Raw genomic sequence first — 15,384 nt, 5'->3', positions numbered from 1 at the left:
CGGCAAACGTGGCGAGCGGTCCCCGGTCGGCCCGGAATCGCTGCGCTGCAGCGCGCAATCCAGCAGCGGGTGTGACGGCGCGCGGTGCGGGGTAGTCAGCGGCAAGCCGTCGATCTCGTTCTGCTGAAAAGGAGCACCATGAGCATTTCCTACACCGCAGTGGCCACCTCGACCGGCGGCGGCCGGGACGGCCAGGTGCACACGTCGGACGGTCAGATCAAGCAGCCGGTGCGGACGCCGAAGGCGATGGGCGGCGACGGCGAGGGCACCAATCCCGAGCAGCTGTTCGCAGCGGCCTACGCCGCGTGCTTCCACGGCGCGATGCGGCTGGCGGCCAAGAACAGCGGTGCCACGGTCCCCGACGGGACGACGATCGACGCGGAGGTCGGCATCGGGCCGGACGAGACCAGCTTCGGCCTCGCCGTGACCCTGATCGGCCACTTCCCGGGGCTGGAGCAGGAGGCCGCCGACAACCTCATGCACCAGGCCCACCAGGTCTGCCCGTACTCGAAGGCGACGAGCGGCAACATCGAGGTCGCGCTCCGAGCGACCGTGTAACCCGGGATCGCCTCGCCCCGACCGCCTCACCCCCGGACCTGCCGGGCGCGCACCGGCAACGCGCCCGGCAGGTCCGGGGGTCCGTGCCCGGAGGTCGCTCCGGGCACCCGTGAAAGACGCCGAGGATCGAGGAGCAGCGACGATGCGAGCCGTGCAGGTCGCCGAAGCGGGTGCCCCGCTGGAACTGGTCGAACGCGAGGTCCCCGAGGTCCGCGGGGACCAGGTGCGGGTGCGCGTGGAGGCGTGCGGGGTCTGCCACAGCGACATGTGGGCCAAGGAGGGAGTGCTGCCCAGCACCCCTTATCCGATCGTGCCCGGGCACGAGGTCGTGGGGGTGATCGACGAGCTCGGCCCAGCGGTGACCGGACCGTGGCAGCGGGGAGAACGAGTGGGGGTCGGCTGGTTCGGCGGGTCCTGCCACCACTGCGAGTCCTGCCGGCGGGGCGACTTCATCACCTGCCCGAACGGCGTGGTCCCCGGCATCACCTTCGACGGCGGGTACGCCGAGCACGTCGTGGTCCCGGCCGATGCTCTGGCTCGCACGCCCGACGAGCTGTCCTCGGTCGAAGCCGCGCCACTGCTGTGCGCCGGGGTCACCACCTACCACGCGCTGCGGGAGAGCACCGCTCGTCCCGGGGACCGCGTCGCCGTGCTCGGCGTCGGCGGGCTGGGGCACCTGGGCATCCAGTTCGCCGCGCGGATGGGCATGGAGGTCGTCGCGATCTCCCGCGGGCCCGGCAAGGCCGACCTCGCCCGCCAGCTGGGCGCGCACCACCACATCGACAGCCAGGCCAACGATCCCGGTCAGGCCTTGGCCGATCTCGGCGGCGCGCAGGTGGTGCTGGCGACGGCGTCCAGCGGGGCGGCGGCGAGTCGAACCGTGCCCGGACTCGCGGCCCGCGGACAACTGCTGGTGCTCGGTGCGGCCGACGATCCGCTGCAGGTGACCGCTCCCGCGCTGATCATGCCGGGTGCCTCGCTCGTGGGCCACCCCTCCGGGACCTCGAAGGACTCCGAGGACACGCTCCGGTTCAGCCGGCTGACCGGGGTCCGGCCGATGATCGAGACCGCGCAGCTGGAAAAGGCGCCCGAGGCCTACGAGAGGATGATCAACAACGAGGCGCGGTTCCGGATGGTGCTCACCCCCTGACCGGTACCACCGCGGACACGCCGGCGGGCGGCGCGCACCGCCGCTGACCCGGCCCGACGAGGTCGTCGCGCTGATCGGCGACTGGCTCGCCGAACTCGGCTGGGCCGGGACGAGCGCGCACGTCGAAGTGCCGGCGGTGTTCCCCGCCGCCGAACGCCGCCGCACGGCGCCCAGCGGCGGGGCCGCGGCGCTCAGCCGATGTCGCGTTGCCGGTCGGACCAGTACGGCTCGCGGAGCTTGAACTTCTGCAGCTTGCCCGTGGCGGTGCGGACCAACCCCTCGCGGAACTCGACCGTGGTGGGCGCCTTGTACCGGGCCAACCGGGCCTTGCAGTGCTCGATCAGCTCGGCCTCCGCGGCGTGCGAGTCCGGCTCCAGCACGACGAGCGCCTTGACCGTCTCGCCCCACTTCTCGTGCGGCACCCCGATCACGGCGACCTCGGCCACCGCGGGGTGGCTGAACAGCGCGTCCTCGACCTCGACGGAGGACACGTTCTCGCCGCCGGTGATGATGACGTCCTTCTTGCGGTCGCTGATGGTGAGGTAGCCGTCGTCGTCGAGGAACCCGCCGTCGCCGGTGTGGAACCAACCGCCGGCGAGCTTCTCCTCCGTCTCCTCCGGCTGGCGCCAGTAGCTCTTGAGCACCACGTTGGACTGCGCCAGCACTTCGCCGTCGCTGGAGATGCGCATCCTCGTGCCCAGCCCGGGCGCGCCGGCGCGGACGATCTTGCCGGCGCGCTGCTCGGCGTCGAGCTCGTCCCACTCGGAGCGGGTGCGGTTGATGGTGAGCAGGGGCGAGGTCTCGGTCAGCCCGTAGATCTGGACGAACTCCCAGCCCAGCTCGGTCTCCACGCGCGCGGCGGTGCGGGTGGGCGGGGGAGCGCCCGCGACGATGATCCGCACCCCGTCGCGGCCGGGGATCTCGCCGTCCCACTCGGCGGCCGCGGCCAGCACGGCGTTGACCACGGCCGGGGCCGCGCACATGACGGTGACCCCGTGCTCGGCGACGCGCCGCAGGATCTCCGCCCCGTCGACCTTGCGCAGCACGACGTGCTTGGCGCCGACGCCGGTCATGCCGAACGGCATGCCCCAGCCGTTGGCGTGGAACATCGGCAGCGTGTGCAGGTACACGTCGCGGTCGGTGGCGCCGGCGTGCAGGGCGAAGGTGGTGGCGTTGACCCAGATGTTGCGGTGGGTGATCTCCACGCCCTTGGGGCGGGCGGTGGTCCCGCTGGTGTAGTTGATCGTCGCCGTCGCGTTCTCGTCCGGCTGCCACGGCCGCGGCTCGACGCCGAACCGGTACATCGCGGCGTCGCCGTCGGCGCCCAGCACGATCGTGCGCTCGCACGGCACGTCGGCGAGGTGCTCGGCCAGGTCGGGGTCGACCAGCAGCACGCGGGCACCGGAGTGCTCGACGATGTAGGCGACCTCGTCGCGGGAGAGGCGGTAGTTGATCGGCACGAGGACCCTGCCGTACCCGCACACGCCGAAGAACGAGGCCAGCAGGCGCGCGCTGTTGTGCGAGACGACGGCGACGCGTTCGCCGGGTTCGACGCCGAGCGCGTCCAGCCCGGCCGCCTGGGCGCGCGCCAGCTCCTCGAGGCGCGCGTAGGTCAGGTCGCCCAGCGGCTGCGCGGGCTGGTCGGGCTCGTCGACGACGCCGACGCGGTCGCCGTAGGCGGTCGCGGCGCGGTCGAGGAAATCGCGCGCGCCGAAGGGGATGAACATGCTCGCCTCCTCGGTGGTCCTGCCCTGGTCGGTGGTTCTGCGTCGGGGGCGGTGCCGGATCGCCGGCGCGGCGCCCGCGCCCCTCCGCCGGCTCGGGTCGGGCGGGTACGCTGCAGCGCCACGTGAGGTGAGGGTGCGCGGTGGGTCACACTTCCGCCACCCCCGCGCGGGGGTGGGCGCACGCGCGCACTGCGAGGAGGTGCGATCCGTGGTGGTCCAGGCGTGCGGCGGCGCGGGCGAGGACGATCAGCTCCTGCGCAACGCGGTGCGCGCGCTGCAGCGCCAGGTGGGGCTCGGGGTCGTGTTCGGCGGACGCGTCGACGGCTCCGACGCGCTGGTGCTGAGCGCGCTGCGGGGCACCGAGACCGGGGCGCTGCAGGACCTGCGGGTGCTTCCCAGCGCGGGCCTCGGCGGGCGCGTGGTGGCCTGCCGCCGGCCGAGCGCGGTGGACGACTACCCGGCCTCCAGCGGGATCAGCCACGACTACGACCGGCCGGTGGCCCGCGAGCGGTTGCGGACGATGTTCGCCGTGCCGGTCACCGCGAACCGCTCCGTGCGGATGGTGCTCTACGGCGGGATCCGCCGGGTCGAGCCGTTCGGCGACCGCACGCTGCGCGCGGCGATGCGGGTGGCGGAGTCCGTCGGCAGGGAGGTGGCGGTCCGCGAGGAGGTCGACCGGCGGGTGGCGGCGTTGTCGCAGGGCGCTGAGCTGCGGTCGCGGCAGGTTCCGCCGGACAGCGCGGACTGGGACGCGGTCCGCGCGGCGCACGCGCAGCTCCGCCAGCTCGCCGCCGAGGTCGACGACCCGGAGTTGCGGGAGCGGATCACGTCGATCACCGACGGCCTCGCGGGCCGTTCGGCGCCCGCCGGCGGCTCGGCTCCGCGGCTGTCGGAGCGCGAGCTCGACGTGCTCGCCTGCATCAGCTTGGGCTGCACCAACGCCGAGGCGGCGCAACGGCTGCAGATCCTGCCGGAGACCGTGAAGAGCTACCTGGGCGGTGCCATGCGCAAGCTCGGGGTGCACGACCGGCACAGCGCGGCGTTGGCGGCGCGCCGCCTCGGGCTGCTGCCCTGATGGGGCGAGGACTGAGGAACGGGGACGTGGGGCGGATGCGGGACGAGCACCTGCAGGGCGGGAAGCGCGCCGAGGCGGACGCCGCCGGGGAGCGGATCACCGGGGAGCAGGACGCCGGTCAGCACGGGGGCGGCGATCCCGCGTGCTGGCTCGCGCTCCTGTGCCCCGAGTGCGGAGCGGTCGCCGAGCAGGAGCCGCCCACCCGGTGCGCGCGCTGCGGGGCCGAGCTCCCGGCGGGCTGAGCTCTCGAGCGCTCAACCGTCCTCGCCCGCCGGCTCCTCCAGCACGAGCCACGACATGTTCTCCGGTTCCCTGCGCCCGGGCAGGTGGGCGTGAGCAGCGCGGGCAGCCAGGTCGCCACCGGCACGCCGAGCTCGCCGGACAGCTCGTCCAGCACCGCCGCCTGGTCCGCGGAGGGGCGGACGCGGACCAGCACCGGCCCCACGTGGGTATTGCCCACATTCCCACATTCGGGCACAGCGGGGAGCGCGCGGCAATGACACGCCACAGGGAGGGCGGTCATGACCACACTGGCCGGGTTCGAACCCGTCACCGAAGTCGCCGCCGATGAGAGGGGGCGCGTCGCCGTCGGCCGCGCGCTGGGGGAGAACTCCGCGACCCGCTTCGCCGTCTCCCGCAACGAGGAAGGGCAGATCCTGCTGACCCGCTGGTGGGCATTCCGCAGCGGGAGAAGGTCGTCTGGGAGGACGAACAGGTCAAGGCGTCGCTGCTCCGTGGCATGCACGACGCCGCCGAGGGCGGCGTGTCCCGGCGGGACGACTTCATCGACCGCAACGCGACCGACGATGACGACGAGGACGCCCAGGCGTGAGCGCACCGCCCTACCACCTGTTGTTCACCAGTGAAGCCGAGAAGGTCCTCGAGGATCTGGAGAACTCGACCTCCTACCGCGCCAAACGCGAGAAGGTGGCCGAGGCCCTGCGGAAACTGCGCGATGCAGGGCCGGGGTATCCGGCCCTGCAGTCGCACGAGTACGAGTCGATGCGGGGTCTCGACGGCGAGGACGTGTGGGAGTCGTACGTCGAGAACCGCACGCCGGGCGCGTGGCTGATCTGGTGGTACTACGGCCCGCGGGCGGACGCGATCACGATCCTCACCATCGGCCCGCACCCCGACTGACCGCCCAGCGACTGGTGGACTGCGCCGCGTCAGCCGCCCGACCCGCGGCCGGGTCTCCGGCGCGGCACGTGCTCGTGGCGGTGCTCAGCGGGCCCCGCGGCCGCGCTCAGCAGTCGGAACGAACCGCGGTGACCCGGCTGATCCGACACCCCTCGGCAGCGCAGCGGCGCGGGAGCGGGCGATGCTACTGGTCGATCAGTAGTACCAGGGGAACTGCTCCCAGTCGGGTCGGCGCTTCTCCAGGAACGCGTCGCGGCCCTCCTGGGCCTCGTCGGTCATGTAGGCCAGGCGGGTGGACTCGCCGGCGAACAGCTGCTGGCCGACGAGACCGTCGTCGAGCGCGTTGAAGGCGTACTTGAGCATCCGCTGCGCCGTCGGCGACTTGCCGTTGATCTCGCGGGACCACTGCAGCGCGGTGCGTTCCAGCTCCTCGTGCGCGACGACCTCGTTGACCATGCCCATCTCGTGGGCCTGCTCGGCGTCGTACGGGCGGCCGAGGAAGAAGATCTCGCGGGCGAACTTCTGCCCCACCTGCCGCGCCAGGTAGGCCGAGCCGAAACCGCCGTCGAAGCTGGCCACGTCCGCGTCGGTCTGCTTGAACCGGGCGTGCTCGGCGCTGGCCAGCGTCATGTCGCAGACCACGTGCAGGCTGTGCCCGCCGCCGGCGGCCCAGCCGGGCACCACCGCGATGACGGGCTTGGGCATGAACCGGACGAGCCGCTGCACCTCGAGGATGTGCAGCCGGCCGGCCTGCGCCGGGTCGGCCGTCTCCGCCGTCTCCCCCTCGGCGTAGCGGTAGCCGGAGCGCCCGCGGATGCGCTGGTCCCCGCCGGAGCAGAACGACCAGCCGCCGTCCTTGCCGGAAGGGCCGTTGCCGGTGAGCAGCACGCAGCCGACGTCGCTGCTCATGCGGGCGTGGTCGAGCGCGCGGAACAGCTCGTCGACCGTGTTCGGGCGGAAGGCGTTGCGCACGTCGGGCCGGTCGAAGGCGATGCGCACCGTGCCCCGGCCGGGGCCGTCCTCGGTGCAGCGGTGGTAGGTGATGTCGGTGAACTCGAACCCGGCGACGGGGTCCCACACGTCCGGGTCGAACAGCTCGGAAACGTTCGCGTTCTGCACGCCTGGGACGATAGTCGGCGCGCGGTTCCGGGGTGACCGCGGCCGCGAGTTCCCGAGTGGGCGGGCCCACCCTCGGCCAGGGGCGGTGCGCCCCGGGTGCGCGGCGGGGAGACGATGGCGGGTGCGGAGCCCACCGGCGGGCCGCCCCGGTCGGGGCTTCCACCGATTGGAGGCTAGGTGAATCCGTCCACGGCGCAGGCCGAGGTCCTGGTCGACGAGCTGGTCCGGAACGGTGCGGAGCACGTCGTCCTCGCTCCCGGCTCCCGCAACGCTCCGCTGTCCTTCGCGCTGCACCGCGCCGAGCAGGCCGGCCGGCTGCGGTTGCACGTGCGCATCGACGAGCGCAGCGGCGGGTTCCTCGCCCTGGGGCTGGCCGCGCGCACCGGCGTTCCGGTGGCCGTGGTGTGCACCTCCGGCACCGCGGCGGCGAACCTGCACCCCGCGGTCGCCGAGGCCGACCACTCCGGGGTGCCGCTGCTCGTGCTCACCGCCGACCGCCCGCCGGAGCTGCGGGCCGCGGGCGCGAACCAGGCCATCGACCAGCACGGGCTGTTCGGCACCGCGGTGCGGATGTTCGACGAGCTCGCCGTGGCCGAGCACCGCGCCGGGCAGAACGCCTACTGGCGCAGCCAGGTCTGCCGCGCGCGCGCCGCCGCGCTCGGGCCGGGCAGGCCCGGTCCGGTGCAGCTGAACCTGCCGCTGCGGGAACCGCTGGTGCCCGACGGCGAGCAGGACTGGTGCGAGCCGCTGACCGGCCGCGCCGACGGCGGGCCGTGGACGGACGTGCGCAGCGCCGAAACGGCCCCGAGCGCGCTCACGCGGATCACCGCGCGCCGCGGCGTCGTGCTCGTCGCCGAGGCCGACCTGCGCGGTGAGGCCGCCGAGCTGGGGCGGCGGCTCGGCTGGCCCGTGCTGGCCGAGACCGGTGGTGTCGGCGCGGGCGGCGACGGCGCGTTGAGCACCGGGATGTGGCTGCTGAACCTGCCGGAGTTCCTCGCCGAGCACCAGCCGGAGCAGGTGGTCTGCTTCGGGCGCCCCACCGTGTTCCGCCAGGTGCAGCGGCTGCTCGCCCAGGACGGGGTGGAGGTGCTGCTGGTGCGGTCCGGCGCGGACTGGCCAGCTCCCGCGCACAACGTCCGCCAGGTCGCCGACGCGGCCGGCCTGCCCGAGGCCGGCACGGCTGATGCGGAGTGGACCACCGCGTGGCAGCAGGCCGACCAGAAGGCCGCCGCGGCGCTGCACCACGCGCTCGACCTGGAGCGCTGGCCCAGCGGTGTGGCCGTGGCGCGGGACGTGGTGGACGCGCTGCCGCCGGAGTCGCTGCTCGTGCTCGGCTCGTCGAACCCGACGCGGGACGTCGCGCTGGCCGCGCGGCAGCGGCCGGACGTCGCGGTGCACCGCAACCGGGGCGTGGCCGGCATCGACGGCACGGTGTCCACGGCCGCGGGGGCGGCGCTCGCGCACGAGGGCCCCGCGTACGCGCTGCTGGGGGACCTGACGTTCCTGCACGACAGCAACGGCCTGCTGGCCGGGTCGGGCGAGGCGCCACCGGACCTGACGGTCGTCGTGGTCAACGACGACGGCGGCGGGATCTTCGCGCTGCTGGAGCAGGCGCGACCGGAGCACGCGGCGGCGTTCGAGCGCGTCTTCGGCACCCCGCACGGCACGGACCTGGCCGCGCTGTGCGCCGCGCACGGGGTGGAGCACGTCGTCGCCACTGAGCGGGTCGAGCTGGTCGAGGCGTTGCAACCCCGACCGGGGCTGCGCGTGGTGGAGGTGCGCACCGAGCGCGCCGGGCTCGCCGGGGTGCACGAGCGGTTGCGCGAGGCCGTGCGCTCGGCCGTGCTGGGTTGAGCGCTCGGGCTCGGGGAGCGCTCGGGCCCGGAGTCAGATTGGATTCGTTCCAGAGAGGGGATCGCAGGTCAGCGCGGGTAGTGCGGGCGTGCACGTGATACAGCGCCGGCGTGTCGTGCTCATCCTGAAGAGTGGTTGGCGGCGGGTGGTGGGGTCGACTGCGCTCGCTGCCTGCCCGCTCGAACGTCCTGGCCCGCAGCTGGCCGCTGATCCGTCCACCGGGGGAGGGGATCACGGAGCGGGGGCCTCCGGAACACTTCGTGCCTGGCGCGCGTTGCACCCGGCCGTGGTGCGCAGCGGCCTGATCGGCCGGCCAGCGACGAGGACGTCGTGCTGCACGCGGCCGCGCGGTGCGCCAGCTCCCACGTCCCTCGCGCGCCGCGAAAGTTCGGGCACGCCCCGCCGTCTCGGTGCACGCCTCTGCCGTGCGGTGCCGGGCGCCCGGCTGGGACCGCGCATCGACGTCAGCGCGGTCGGTGCTTCTGCCGGTGCGGTGTTGGGCAGGTCGAATTCGCCGGTTCGGGCGCCTGCGGTGAAGGCGTCCCATTCGGCGTGGGTGCCTCAGCCCGCTCGGTTCGAGGCTTCCGCCCCGCAAGACGCGGTCGACCCCGCCCAGCGGGGCCGGAGCGCAGCGGGGCCGGAGCGAAAAAAGGGCGCCGCCCGTCTGGCGGCGCCCTTCGAAGCCGAAACCTCAGCGGTTTGGCCTGTCACCGAGGTGACTACCAGGGACCGTTCTGAGGTCTTCGTCAATTACAGTACCCGAGCGTGCTGTTCGCTCACAACTCGCACGACGGCGAGCACGCGGGAAGCACCGTGCTGCTGTTCGGGCGGCCCCGGATGCAGGGGTATCTCGACGTTTGCGGCGGTGACCCGGCTATGGCGCTCGAGTTGTACCGGTGGAATACCCGGATCAGCGGCGCGTTCTGGGAGACCCTGAGCCATCTGGAAGTGGTGCTCCGCAACGTGCTGGCCAGCCGTCTGAGCGAACGGCACGCTGCTGCTGGCCGCACAGGCTCCTGGCTGGAGGACACGGCCCGTGAACTGGACGGGCGTGCGCGGAAGGACATCGCCAAGGCTCGGCAGCGTGTCCGCACCAAGGGCAAGCCGGAGAGCGACGGGCAGGTGCTCAGCGAACTCGGATTCGGTTTCTGGCGGTTCTTGCTGGCCAAGCGCTACACCGCCTTGTGGCCCGACCTCGCCGGCGGCTTCCCCCACGCCCCCGACCGGGCACGCACCACCATCGAACGGCCGGTCATCAACCTGCACGAATTCCGGAACCGGCTCGCTCACCACGAGAGGATCTGGAACCACCCCCTCAAAGAGCGCCACGACGAAATCACGGCGCTGCTGAGCTACATCGACGAGGCCCTCGTCGGCTGGGTCGCAGCAGGCTGCCGGGTTCCGAGCGTGCTGGCTGCTTGCCCGCTCGAACGGCCTCACCCGTAGCCGTACGCCGGCCGGGACACCAGCTGGCAGGAACTCCCCGTGCTCGGGACGCGCCGCGTTCGGCGGCTCGCCACGAAAGGTCGGGCAAGTTCCCCTGGTCGTCGGTGCCGCGGAGCCCGGTCGGCTCCTAGCCGGGGCGTCAGCGCATGGCCGGTGCTTCGGCGTGACGTGCGTTGGGGAGGTCGAATTCGCCGGTTCGGGCTCCTGCGGTGAAGGCGTCCCATTCGGCGGGGGTGAAGGTCAGCGCGGTGCCGCCGTCGGGGGTGCGCAGCCGGGCGCCGCCGTCGTCGGTCGGTCGGATGCGCAGGGCGCGGTTGCTGCCGGTCTCAACGGTGCCGAGCGCTTCGGCGAGGAAGTCGGGCCAGTGCCGGGCGTCGAGGGTGAGGACCAGTCCGGTGCCCTGGTCCTTGCTGTCGCGGACGTGGACGTGCTCGGTGTCGAAGAGGACCTCGACGCAGTCCTGCGACGGGTTGCTGAACGTGCTCTTGAACCAGCCCGTGGCCGGGCCGGGGGACCGGGTGTCGGTGTTCATCGCCTCTCCATCTCCTCGCGGACCTCGTGGATGATCTCAAGCGAGTCGTCGAGGTCCAGCGCGCGGTCGGTCGCCTCGTCGAGGCTGGCGCTCAACTCCCTGACCACGTGGGGCTTCTCGATCAGGGAGCCCGTGGTGACGGTTTCCTGCCAGGCCATGTCGGGCAGCAGGCGGGATTCGAAGGAGAGGATTTTGAGCGCTCCACCGATCACGGGGTGCGCGCCGGCCGCGTAGGGCATGACGTGGATCTTGATCTGGTCGCGGCGCTCCTCGCTGAGCTTGGCCAAGCGGGCGAGCTGGTAGGCCATGACTTCGCGGTTGCCGACCTCCTGCCGCAGAGCCGTCTGTCCGATGACGACCGTGAGGTCGATCGGTTCGGGATCGTCCAGTCGCACCTGCCGGGCGAGACGCGATTCGACGCGGGGGCCGACGTCGACGGGCTTGATGTAGGGCGATCCGCCTCGAATCATCGCCCGCGCGTAGTCCGCTGTCTGCAACAGGCCGGGGACGGTCTCGGCCGCGTACTCGCGGACGGTCGAGGCGCCCGCTTCCAAGCCGATGAACCGCAGGAACTCCTCCGAGTACAGCCGGGCGTAGTCGTCCCACCACTCCCGCTGCTCGGCCCGGCTGCGCAGCGCCTCGAGCTCGCCGAGCTGCTGCTCGGACAGCTCGTAGACCTTCGCCAGCTCGGTGAGCTTCGTCGCGGTGAGCTTGCGCTTGGCGATCTCGATCGAGGACAGGTTGTTACCGCCGACACCCGTTTCCTTGCCGACCGCGTTCAAGGTCAATCCCAGCTGCTCACGGCGCTCGCGCAGACGCAGGCCCAGCTCCAGTGCCTGCACCGTGCTCGATTCCGGCGCGTGTCCCATCAGTGCCGCTCCCACCTGTCCTGAATCAGCAGTGCACTGATCTCAGTACCACAGCCTGACATCAGCAAGTGCACACGATCAGGCTATTCCATCATGAGTACTCTCGAAATAACTTGATAGTACTCATGAAGTGATCGAAAACTAGTCGAGTAGTCGCGGTGATGGCTCAGGTCATGTCGTTCGTCTCGGCACGTCTTGGCCGTTCCTGCTGGTGCTCGTCCGAAACCAGCCTCGTGCGAGGAGTTGGAGGGAACATGCCGCATCCGTTCTCGTGGGTGCCGGCTCGGGGGGCAGGCGCGCCACGACCGATCCGCGCCCTCCGGGGGCTGCGTGCGCCTACCCGCCGGACATGGCGGTGTCCACGTTGTGCGGAGCTGAGGTGACCACGGCGACCGGTGAGGTGCCGTGGCTGTGGGGCACGTGCCCGGAGTGCGACGAGCGGGCCCGCGCGATGGTGGGCGCGCCCTCCCGCGCGGTCATCCGGGCCCACCGGAGCGCGAAGGAGTGCGCATGAGCCAGCAGGCGCGGCCGCACATGGCGAAGCGGCCGGGTGAGACCGACGAGCAGCACCGGGAGCGGCTCTCCCGCTCGTGCTACCGCTGCGGCTGGTACAGCACCGATCTCGCGGAACTGGACGCGCACGAGGACGACTGCGGAGGTGGGCTGTGAGCGTGCTCTTCCTCTCCACCGCGCCGTTCTGCACCGCGCTGGCCGCGCTCGCGCTCGCGGTGTGGTGCGCGGAGCGGCGGTCGTTGCGCGCGGCCTGTGCCGGTGTGTCCACCGCGGACCAGCTCCGCGCGCGTGCGGCGGCCCTCGCGCAGCTGCGCGCGCTCCCCGCGCGGTGCAGCTCCCCCGGGCAGTGCGGTCCAGGGCAGTGCGGTCCTGGGCGGGCCGGTTCACCCGAGCAGCCCGGGCTCGGTCGGACCGGTTTCCCAGTGCGGGCCGGCCTCCCCGCGCGGCCGGGTTTCCCCGCGCGGCCGGGTCTGCCCGAACACCCCCTCCTCTCCGGGCAGCGCGCCCTCCGCCCGCCGGTGGTGTGGCCGGCAGCCGACCCGGACGGGTACTGATCCGGCCCCGCGGGCTGCCCCGGTAGCAGCAACCCGCCGGGACCGCACGCGAAGTACGCAATCCGCAGGAATTGCTCCTGTCAGCGGAGGAGCGCGCGCCGCACCGGGACTACGGTCCGGCACGGGCACCAGTCCGAGGTGTGCGCCGGTGCGGCGCTGGGCGCGTGCGCGCCCGGGCCGCGGCGCACGCGACGAGCGTGGAGGTGAGGGCGTGACCAGGAAGGTGCTTCGCACCGGCGGAACCGGAGGAGAACTGCGCACCGGCGCGACGGGCAGGGGGCTCCGCTCCGGCGTGGCCCGGAACGTCGTGCGCACCGGCGTGGCGTGCTGCGCGACCGCGCTGCTCGCCGCCCCGGCCGCTGCGACGGGGGCGCAACCGGGTTCCCCGGGGATCGGCGATCCGTACTTCCCGAACTACGGCAACGGCGGCTACGACGTCGAGCACTACGACATCGACGTGAACTACCAGCCGAAGACGGACCACCTCAGCGGCACCACGCGGATCACCGCCCGTGCCACGCAGGAGCTGTCCTCGTTCAACCTGGACTTCGCGCTGCAGCCGGAGTCGGTGGCGGTCAACGGCCAGCCGGCGCAGTTCTCCCAGCAGGGCAGCGAAGTCACCGTCACGCCGGGATCCGAGGTGTCCACGGGGGACACCCTGTCCGTGGTCGTGGACTACTCGGGCGTTCCGTCCGAAGTGGAAGCCGACGGGGTGTCGCCGTGGATCCGCACGCAGGACGGTGCGATGGCCGTGGGGCAGCCGGAGATCTCCGCGTGGTGGTTCCCCGGCAACGACCACCCGCGGGACAAGGCCCGCTACGACGTCGCGGTCACCGTGCCGCAGGGGACTCAGGTGCTGTCCAACGGACTGCCCGCGGGCCACCGGTCCGGAGCCGGGAGCACGACGTGGAACTGGCACAACGCCACCGGGACGGCGACGTACCTGCAGTTCCTGGCGATCGGCAAGTACGACGTGGAGAACAAGAGCGGCGCGTTCGGGCAGCCGTTCATCACCGGCTACTCCCGCGGGCTGGGCGAGCTGCGGGAACCGGCGCGGGCGAGCGTCGAGCGCACACCGGAAGTGCTGCGGTTCCTGTCCGGACTGGTCGGTGACTACCCGTTCCCCGCGCAGGGCGGTGTCGTGGCGTCCACGAAGGACATGGGCTTCGCGCTGGAGAACCAGACCCGCCCCACCTACAGCCCGCTGTTCTTCACCGACGGCCAGAACACCTCGGTCGTGGTGCACGAGCTCGCGCACCAGTGGTTCGGCGACTCGGTGTCGGTGGACACCTGGCGCGACATCTGGGTCAACGAGGGCTTCGCCAGCTACGCCGAGTGGCTCTGGTCGGAGCACCAGGGCGAGGGCACCGCGCAGGAGCTGTTCGACCACTACTACTCCCAGTACCCGGCCGACGACCCGTTCTGGCAGGTCACCCCGGGTGATCCGGGCAAGGACAACGTGTTCGCGAGCGCGGTCTACGACCGGGGCGCCATGACGCTGCAGGCGCTGCGCAACCGCATCGGCGGCGAGGCGCTGAACGCGGCCGCCCGGGAGTGGGTCAAGGACAAGGCCGACAGCACCGGCACGGTCGAGGAGTTCATCGCGCTCGCCGAGAAGCACTCCGGGCAGGACCTGGGCGGGTTCTTCGACACCTGGCTGTTCACACCCGGCAAGCCCGAGCCCACCCCGGAGAACGGCTTCCCGCAGGGGCGGGCGCGCACGAGCGCGCACGCGCCCGCCTCGGTCGCCGAGCTCGACCGGACGCACCGGCTGCTCGCGCAGCAGCACGCGCACGAGTAGCCGACCGCGGCGCCGGGTTCCGCGCGTTTCCCGAAGGAGGCGCGGAACCCGGCGCCGGGGAGCGCGGGCGGCCGGGCGAATCGCCAGGTGACCAGGAGTGGCCCGGTGACCAGGAGCGGTGCTGCCGCCGCACCTACAATCGGGGCTCGTGGCCAGCGAAACGCGGGAAGCGACGACCGGTGAGCAGCTCCGGGAGACGGTCGAGGCCCCCGAGGACTCCGGGGGCGAGGCCGCGGAGGCCGCCACGTCCCCGGCGTCCGCGGAGAGCGGCGCGGGCGCCGACAGCGGGCGAGCGCGGGCGGACGCGGGCTCCGACCGGGCCGGCGCCTCCGGGGACCCCGACCTCGGGGGAACCGGTGCTGGGCGCTCCGGCGCCGGAGGCTCCGAGGCCGGGGACGCCGAGGTGTCGGCCGAGCCCGCCCCGGCCGGTGCGGGCGGCGCGCGGCACCGGACCGGCCGCGCCCGGCGCTTCGTGGCGCGCACCGCGCTCGTGCTCGGCGCCCTGGCCGCGGTGATGGCGGGCGCGCTGCTGGGGGCGTGCGCCATCAACGACCGCACCATCGCCGAATCGCAGGGCAGCGCCGTCGCCGAGGTGGTGGACACCTCCCCGGTGCGCGCGGCGGTGCGGTTCACCACCGATGACGGCCGCGTCTACATCCCGGCCGCCGGTGTGCTCTACCCCAGCGGGCTGAAACCGGGGCAGCAGGTCTACGTGGAGTACGACACGCGCAACCCCGACCTGGTCCGCGTGGCCGACCGCACCGTGGCCGTGGCGCTGTTGCCGGTGGGCACCGCGCTGGGCGGAACGTGGCTCGTGCTGGGGACCGTCTACCTGGCGGCGCGCCGCAGGTGAGCCCCCGCACCGCGCGTATGCGCGATCGCAACCTCGAGATGAGTACTTTCCCGGAGGTGTCCGACCGCTCCGACCGGGCAGAGTAGCGCGAGCGGATCTCACGCAGGCGCCGGACCCCGCGGGCGCGCTGCGGTCGCGCATCGTGCCCGCACCGCAGGTCAGCGGTGCCACGGAACAGCGGAGGATACGACTC

Annotated in this window: 16 protein-coding genes; 11 read left to right on the top strand and 5 right to left on the bottom strand. The window is 72.8% G+C overall.

Annotated features, from left to right (window positions below; all coding sequences use genetic code 11):
* Positions 1 to 138: 138 nt before the first annotated feature.
* Both ACYVJE_RS18310 and ACYVJE_RS18305 read left to right on the top strand, forming a co-directional pair.
* Positions 139 to 558 (top strand): organic hydroperoxide resistance protein, encoded by a 420-nt coding sequence (locus tag ACYVJE_RS18310; protein ID WP_459157504.1) that lies wholly within the window; start codon positions 139 to 141, stop codon positions 556 to 558.
* 142 nt (positions 559 to 700) lie between these two features.
* A complete protein-coding gene (locus ACYVJE_RS18305; protein WP_461145409.1) occupies positions 701 to 1,708 on the top strand; it encodes an alcohol dehydrogenase in 1,008 nt (335 codons plus the stop codon).
* Positions 1,709 to 1,899: 191 nt separating this feature from the next.
* Here the strand turns inward: ACYVJE_RS18305 and ACYVJE_RS18300 are convergent, their stop codons facing one another.
* Positions 1,900 to 3,435, bottom strand: a complete 1,536-nt coding sequence (locus tag ACYVJE_RS18300; RefSeq protein WP_461145408.1) for an AMP-binding protein — start codon at positions 3,433 to 3,435, stop codon at positions 1,900 to 1,902.
* 208 nt (positions 3,436 to 3,643) lie between these two features.
* Here ACYVJE_RS18300 and ACYVJE_RS18295 point away from each other — a divergent pair, with 208 nt between their 5' ends.
* The 4 genes from ACYVJE_RS18295 (at position 3,644) to ACYVJE_RS18280 (ending at position 5,650) form a co-directional block, all read left to right on the top strand.
* Complete coding sequence (locus tag ACYVJE_RS18295; protein ID WP_461145407.1) at positions 3,644 to 4,510, top strand: LuxR C-terminal-related transcriptional regulator; 867 nt, start codon at positions 3,644 to 3,646, stop codon at positions 4,508 to 4,510.
* A 26-nt stretch (positions 4,511 to 4,536) separates the two neighbouring features.
* The gene (locus ACYVJE_RS18290; RefSeq protein WP_461145406.1) at positions 4,537 to 4,752 is read left to right on the top strand and encodes a hypothetical protein; all 216 of its coding nucleotides are present in this window, start codon (positions 4,537 to 4,539) and stop codon (positions 4,750 to 4,752) included.
* 428 nt (positions 4,753 to 5,180) lie between these two features.
* The gene (locus ACYVJE_RS18285; protein WP_461145405.1) at positions 5,181 to 5,342 is read left to right on the top strand and encodes a hypothetical protein; all 162 of its coding nucleotides are present in this window, start codon (positions 5,181 to 5,183) and stop codon (positions 5,340 to 5,342) included.
* The gene (locus ACYVJE_RS18280) at positions 5,339 to 5,650 is read left to right on the top strand and encodes a hypothetical protein (protein WP_461145404.1); all 312 of its coding nucleotides are present in this window, start codon (positions 5,339 to 5,341) and stop codon (positions 5,648 to 5,650) included. Before ACYVJE_RS18285 ends, ACYVJE_RS18280 begins: the two co-directional genes overlap by 4 nt.
* A gap of 195 nt (positions 5,651 to 5,845) precedes the next feature.
* On the opposite strand, the gene ACYVJE_RS18275 is transcribed toward ACYVJE_RS18280, so the two are convergent.
* A complete protein-coding gene (locus ACYVJE_RS18275; protein WP_461145403.1) occupies positions 5,846 to 6,769 on the bottom strand; it encodes a 1,4-dihydroxy-2-naphthoyl-CoA synthase in 924 nt (307 codons plus the stop codon).
* 177 nt (positions 6,770 to 6,946) lie between these two features.
* On the opposite strand from ACYVJE_RS18275, the gene menD reads away from it, so the two are divergent.
* On the top strand, positions 6,947 to 8,623 hold the full coding sequence (gene menD, locus ACYVJE_RS18270) for a 2-succinyl-5-enolpyruvyl-6-hydroxy-3-cyclohexene-1-carboxylic-acid synthase (RefSeq protein WP_461145402.1): 1,677 nt from the start codon (positions 6,947 to 6,949) through the stop codon (positions 8,621 to 8,623).
* A 765-nt stretch (positions 8,624 to 9,388) separates the two neighbouring features.
* The gene (locus ACYVJE_RS18265; protein WP_461145401.1) at positions 9,389 to 10,069 is read left to right on the top strand and encodes a hypothetical protein; all 681 of its coding nucleotides are present in this window, start codon (positions 9,389 to 9,391) and stop codon (positions 10,067 to 10,069) included.
* A 139-nt stretch (positions 10,070 to 10,208) separates the two neighbouring features.
* On the opposite strand, the gene ACYVJE_RS18260 is transcribed toward ACYVJE_RS18265, so the two are convergent.
* The 3 genes from ACYVJE_RS18260 to ACYVJE_RS18250 form a co-directional block, all read right to left on the bottom strand.
* A complete protein-coding gene (locus ACYVJE_RS18260) occupies positions 10,209 to 10,601 on the bottom strand; it encodes a DUF397 domain-containing protein (RefSeq protein WP_461145400.1) in 393 nt (130 codons plus the stop codon).
* A complete protein-coding gene (locus ACYVJE_RS18255; protein WP_461145399.1) occupies positions 10,598 to 11,470 on the bottom strand; it encodes a helix-turn-helix domain-containing protein in 873 nt (290 codons plus the stop codon). Before ACYVJE_RS18255 ends, ACYVJE_RS18260 begins: the two co-directional genes overlap by 4 nt.
* A 336-nt stretch (positions 11,471 to 11,806) precedes the next feature.
* A complete protein-coding gene (locus ACYVJE_RS18250) occupies positions 11,807 to 11,950 on the bottom strand; it encodes a hypothetical protein (RefSeq protein WP_461145398.1) in 144 nt (47 codons plus the stop codon).
* 30 nt (positions 11,951 to 11,980) lie between these two features.
* Here ACYVJE_RS18250 and ACYVJE_RS18245 point away from each other — a divergent pair, with 30 nt between their 5' ends.
* The 3 genes from ACYVJE_RS18245 to ACYVJE_RS18235 all read left to right on the top strand — a co-directional run bounded on the left by ACYVJE_RS18245 (position 11,981) and on the right by ACYVJE_RS18235 (position 15,191).
* Positions 11,981 to 12,139: a hypothetical protein gene (locus ACYVJE_RS18245; RefSeq protein WP_459157489.1), complete on the top strand. Its 159-nt coding sequence runs from the start codon at positions 11,981 to 11,983 to the stop codon at positions 12,137 to 12,139.
* A gap of 609 nt (positions 12,140 to 12,748) precedes the next feature.
* Entirely contained in the window at positions 12,749 to 14,338 is a 1,590-nt protein-coding gene (locus tag ACYVJE_RS18240) for a M1 family metallopeptidase (protein ID WP_461145397.1), read from the top strand.
* Positions 14,339 to 14,486: 148 nt separating this feature from the next.
* Positions 14,487 to 15,191 carry a DUF3592 domain-containing protein gene (locus ACYVJE_RS18235; RefSeq protein ID WP_461145396.1) on the top strand — a complete coding sequence of 235 codons (705 nt, stop codon included), beginning with the start codon at positions 14,487 to 14,489 and terminating at the stop codon, positions 15,189 to 15,191.
* Positions 15,192 to 15,384 lie beyond the last annotated feature (193 nt).

Source organism: Salinifilum aidingensis (genome assembly GCF_054782015.1).
The sequence above is the reverse complement of the archived record's forward strand: the minus strand, read 5'-3'. Positions and strand labels throughout refer to the sequence as shown.

Bases quoted from the DNA above. Each gene is read 5' to 3' on its own strand.
- ACYVJE_RS18245 (WP_459157489.1), top strand. From the start codon at position 11,981: ATGAGCCAGCAGGCGCGGCCGCACATGGCGAAGCGGCCGGGTGAGACC.
- ACYVJE_RS18255 (WP_461145399.1), bottom strand. From the start codon at position 11,470: ATGGGACACGCGCCGGAATCGAGCACGGTGCAGGCACTGGAGCTGGGC.
- ACYVJE_RS18260 (WP_461145400.1), bottom strand. From the start codon at position 10,601: ATGAACACCGACACCCGGTCCCCCGGCCCGGCCACGGGCTGGTTCAAG.
- ACYVJE_RS18310 (WP_459157504.1), top strand. From the start codon at position 139: ATGAGCATTTCCTACACCGCAGTGGCCACCTCGACCGGCGGCGGCCGG.
- ACYVJE_RS18300 (WP_461145408.1), bottom strand. From the start codon at position 3,435: ATGTTCATCCCCTTCGGCGCGCGCGATTTCCTCGACCGCGCCGCGACC.
- ACYVJE_RS18250 (WP_461145398.1), bottom strand. From the start codon at position 11,950: ATGACCGCGCGGGAGGGCGCGCCCACCATCGCGCGGGCCCGCTCGTCG.
- ACYVJE_RS18305 (WP_461145409.1), top strand. From the start codon at position 701: ATGCGAGCCGTGCAGGTCGCCGAAGCGGGTGCCCCGCTGGAACTGGTC.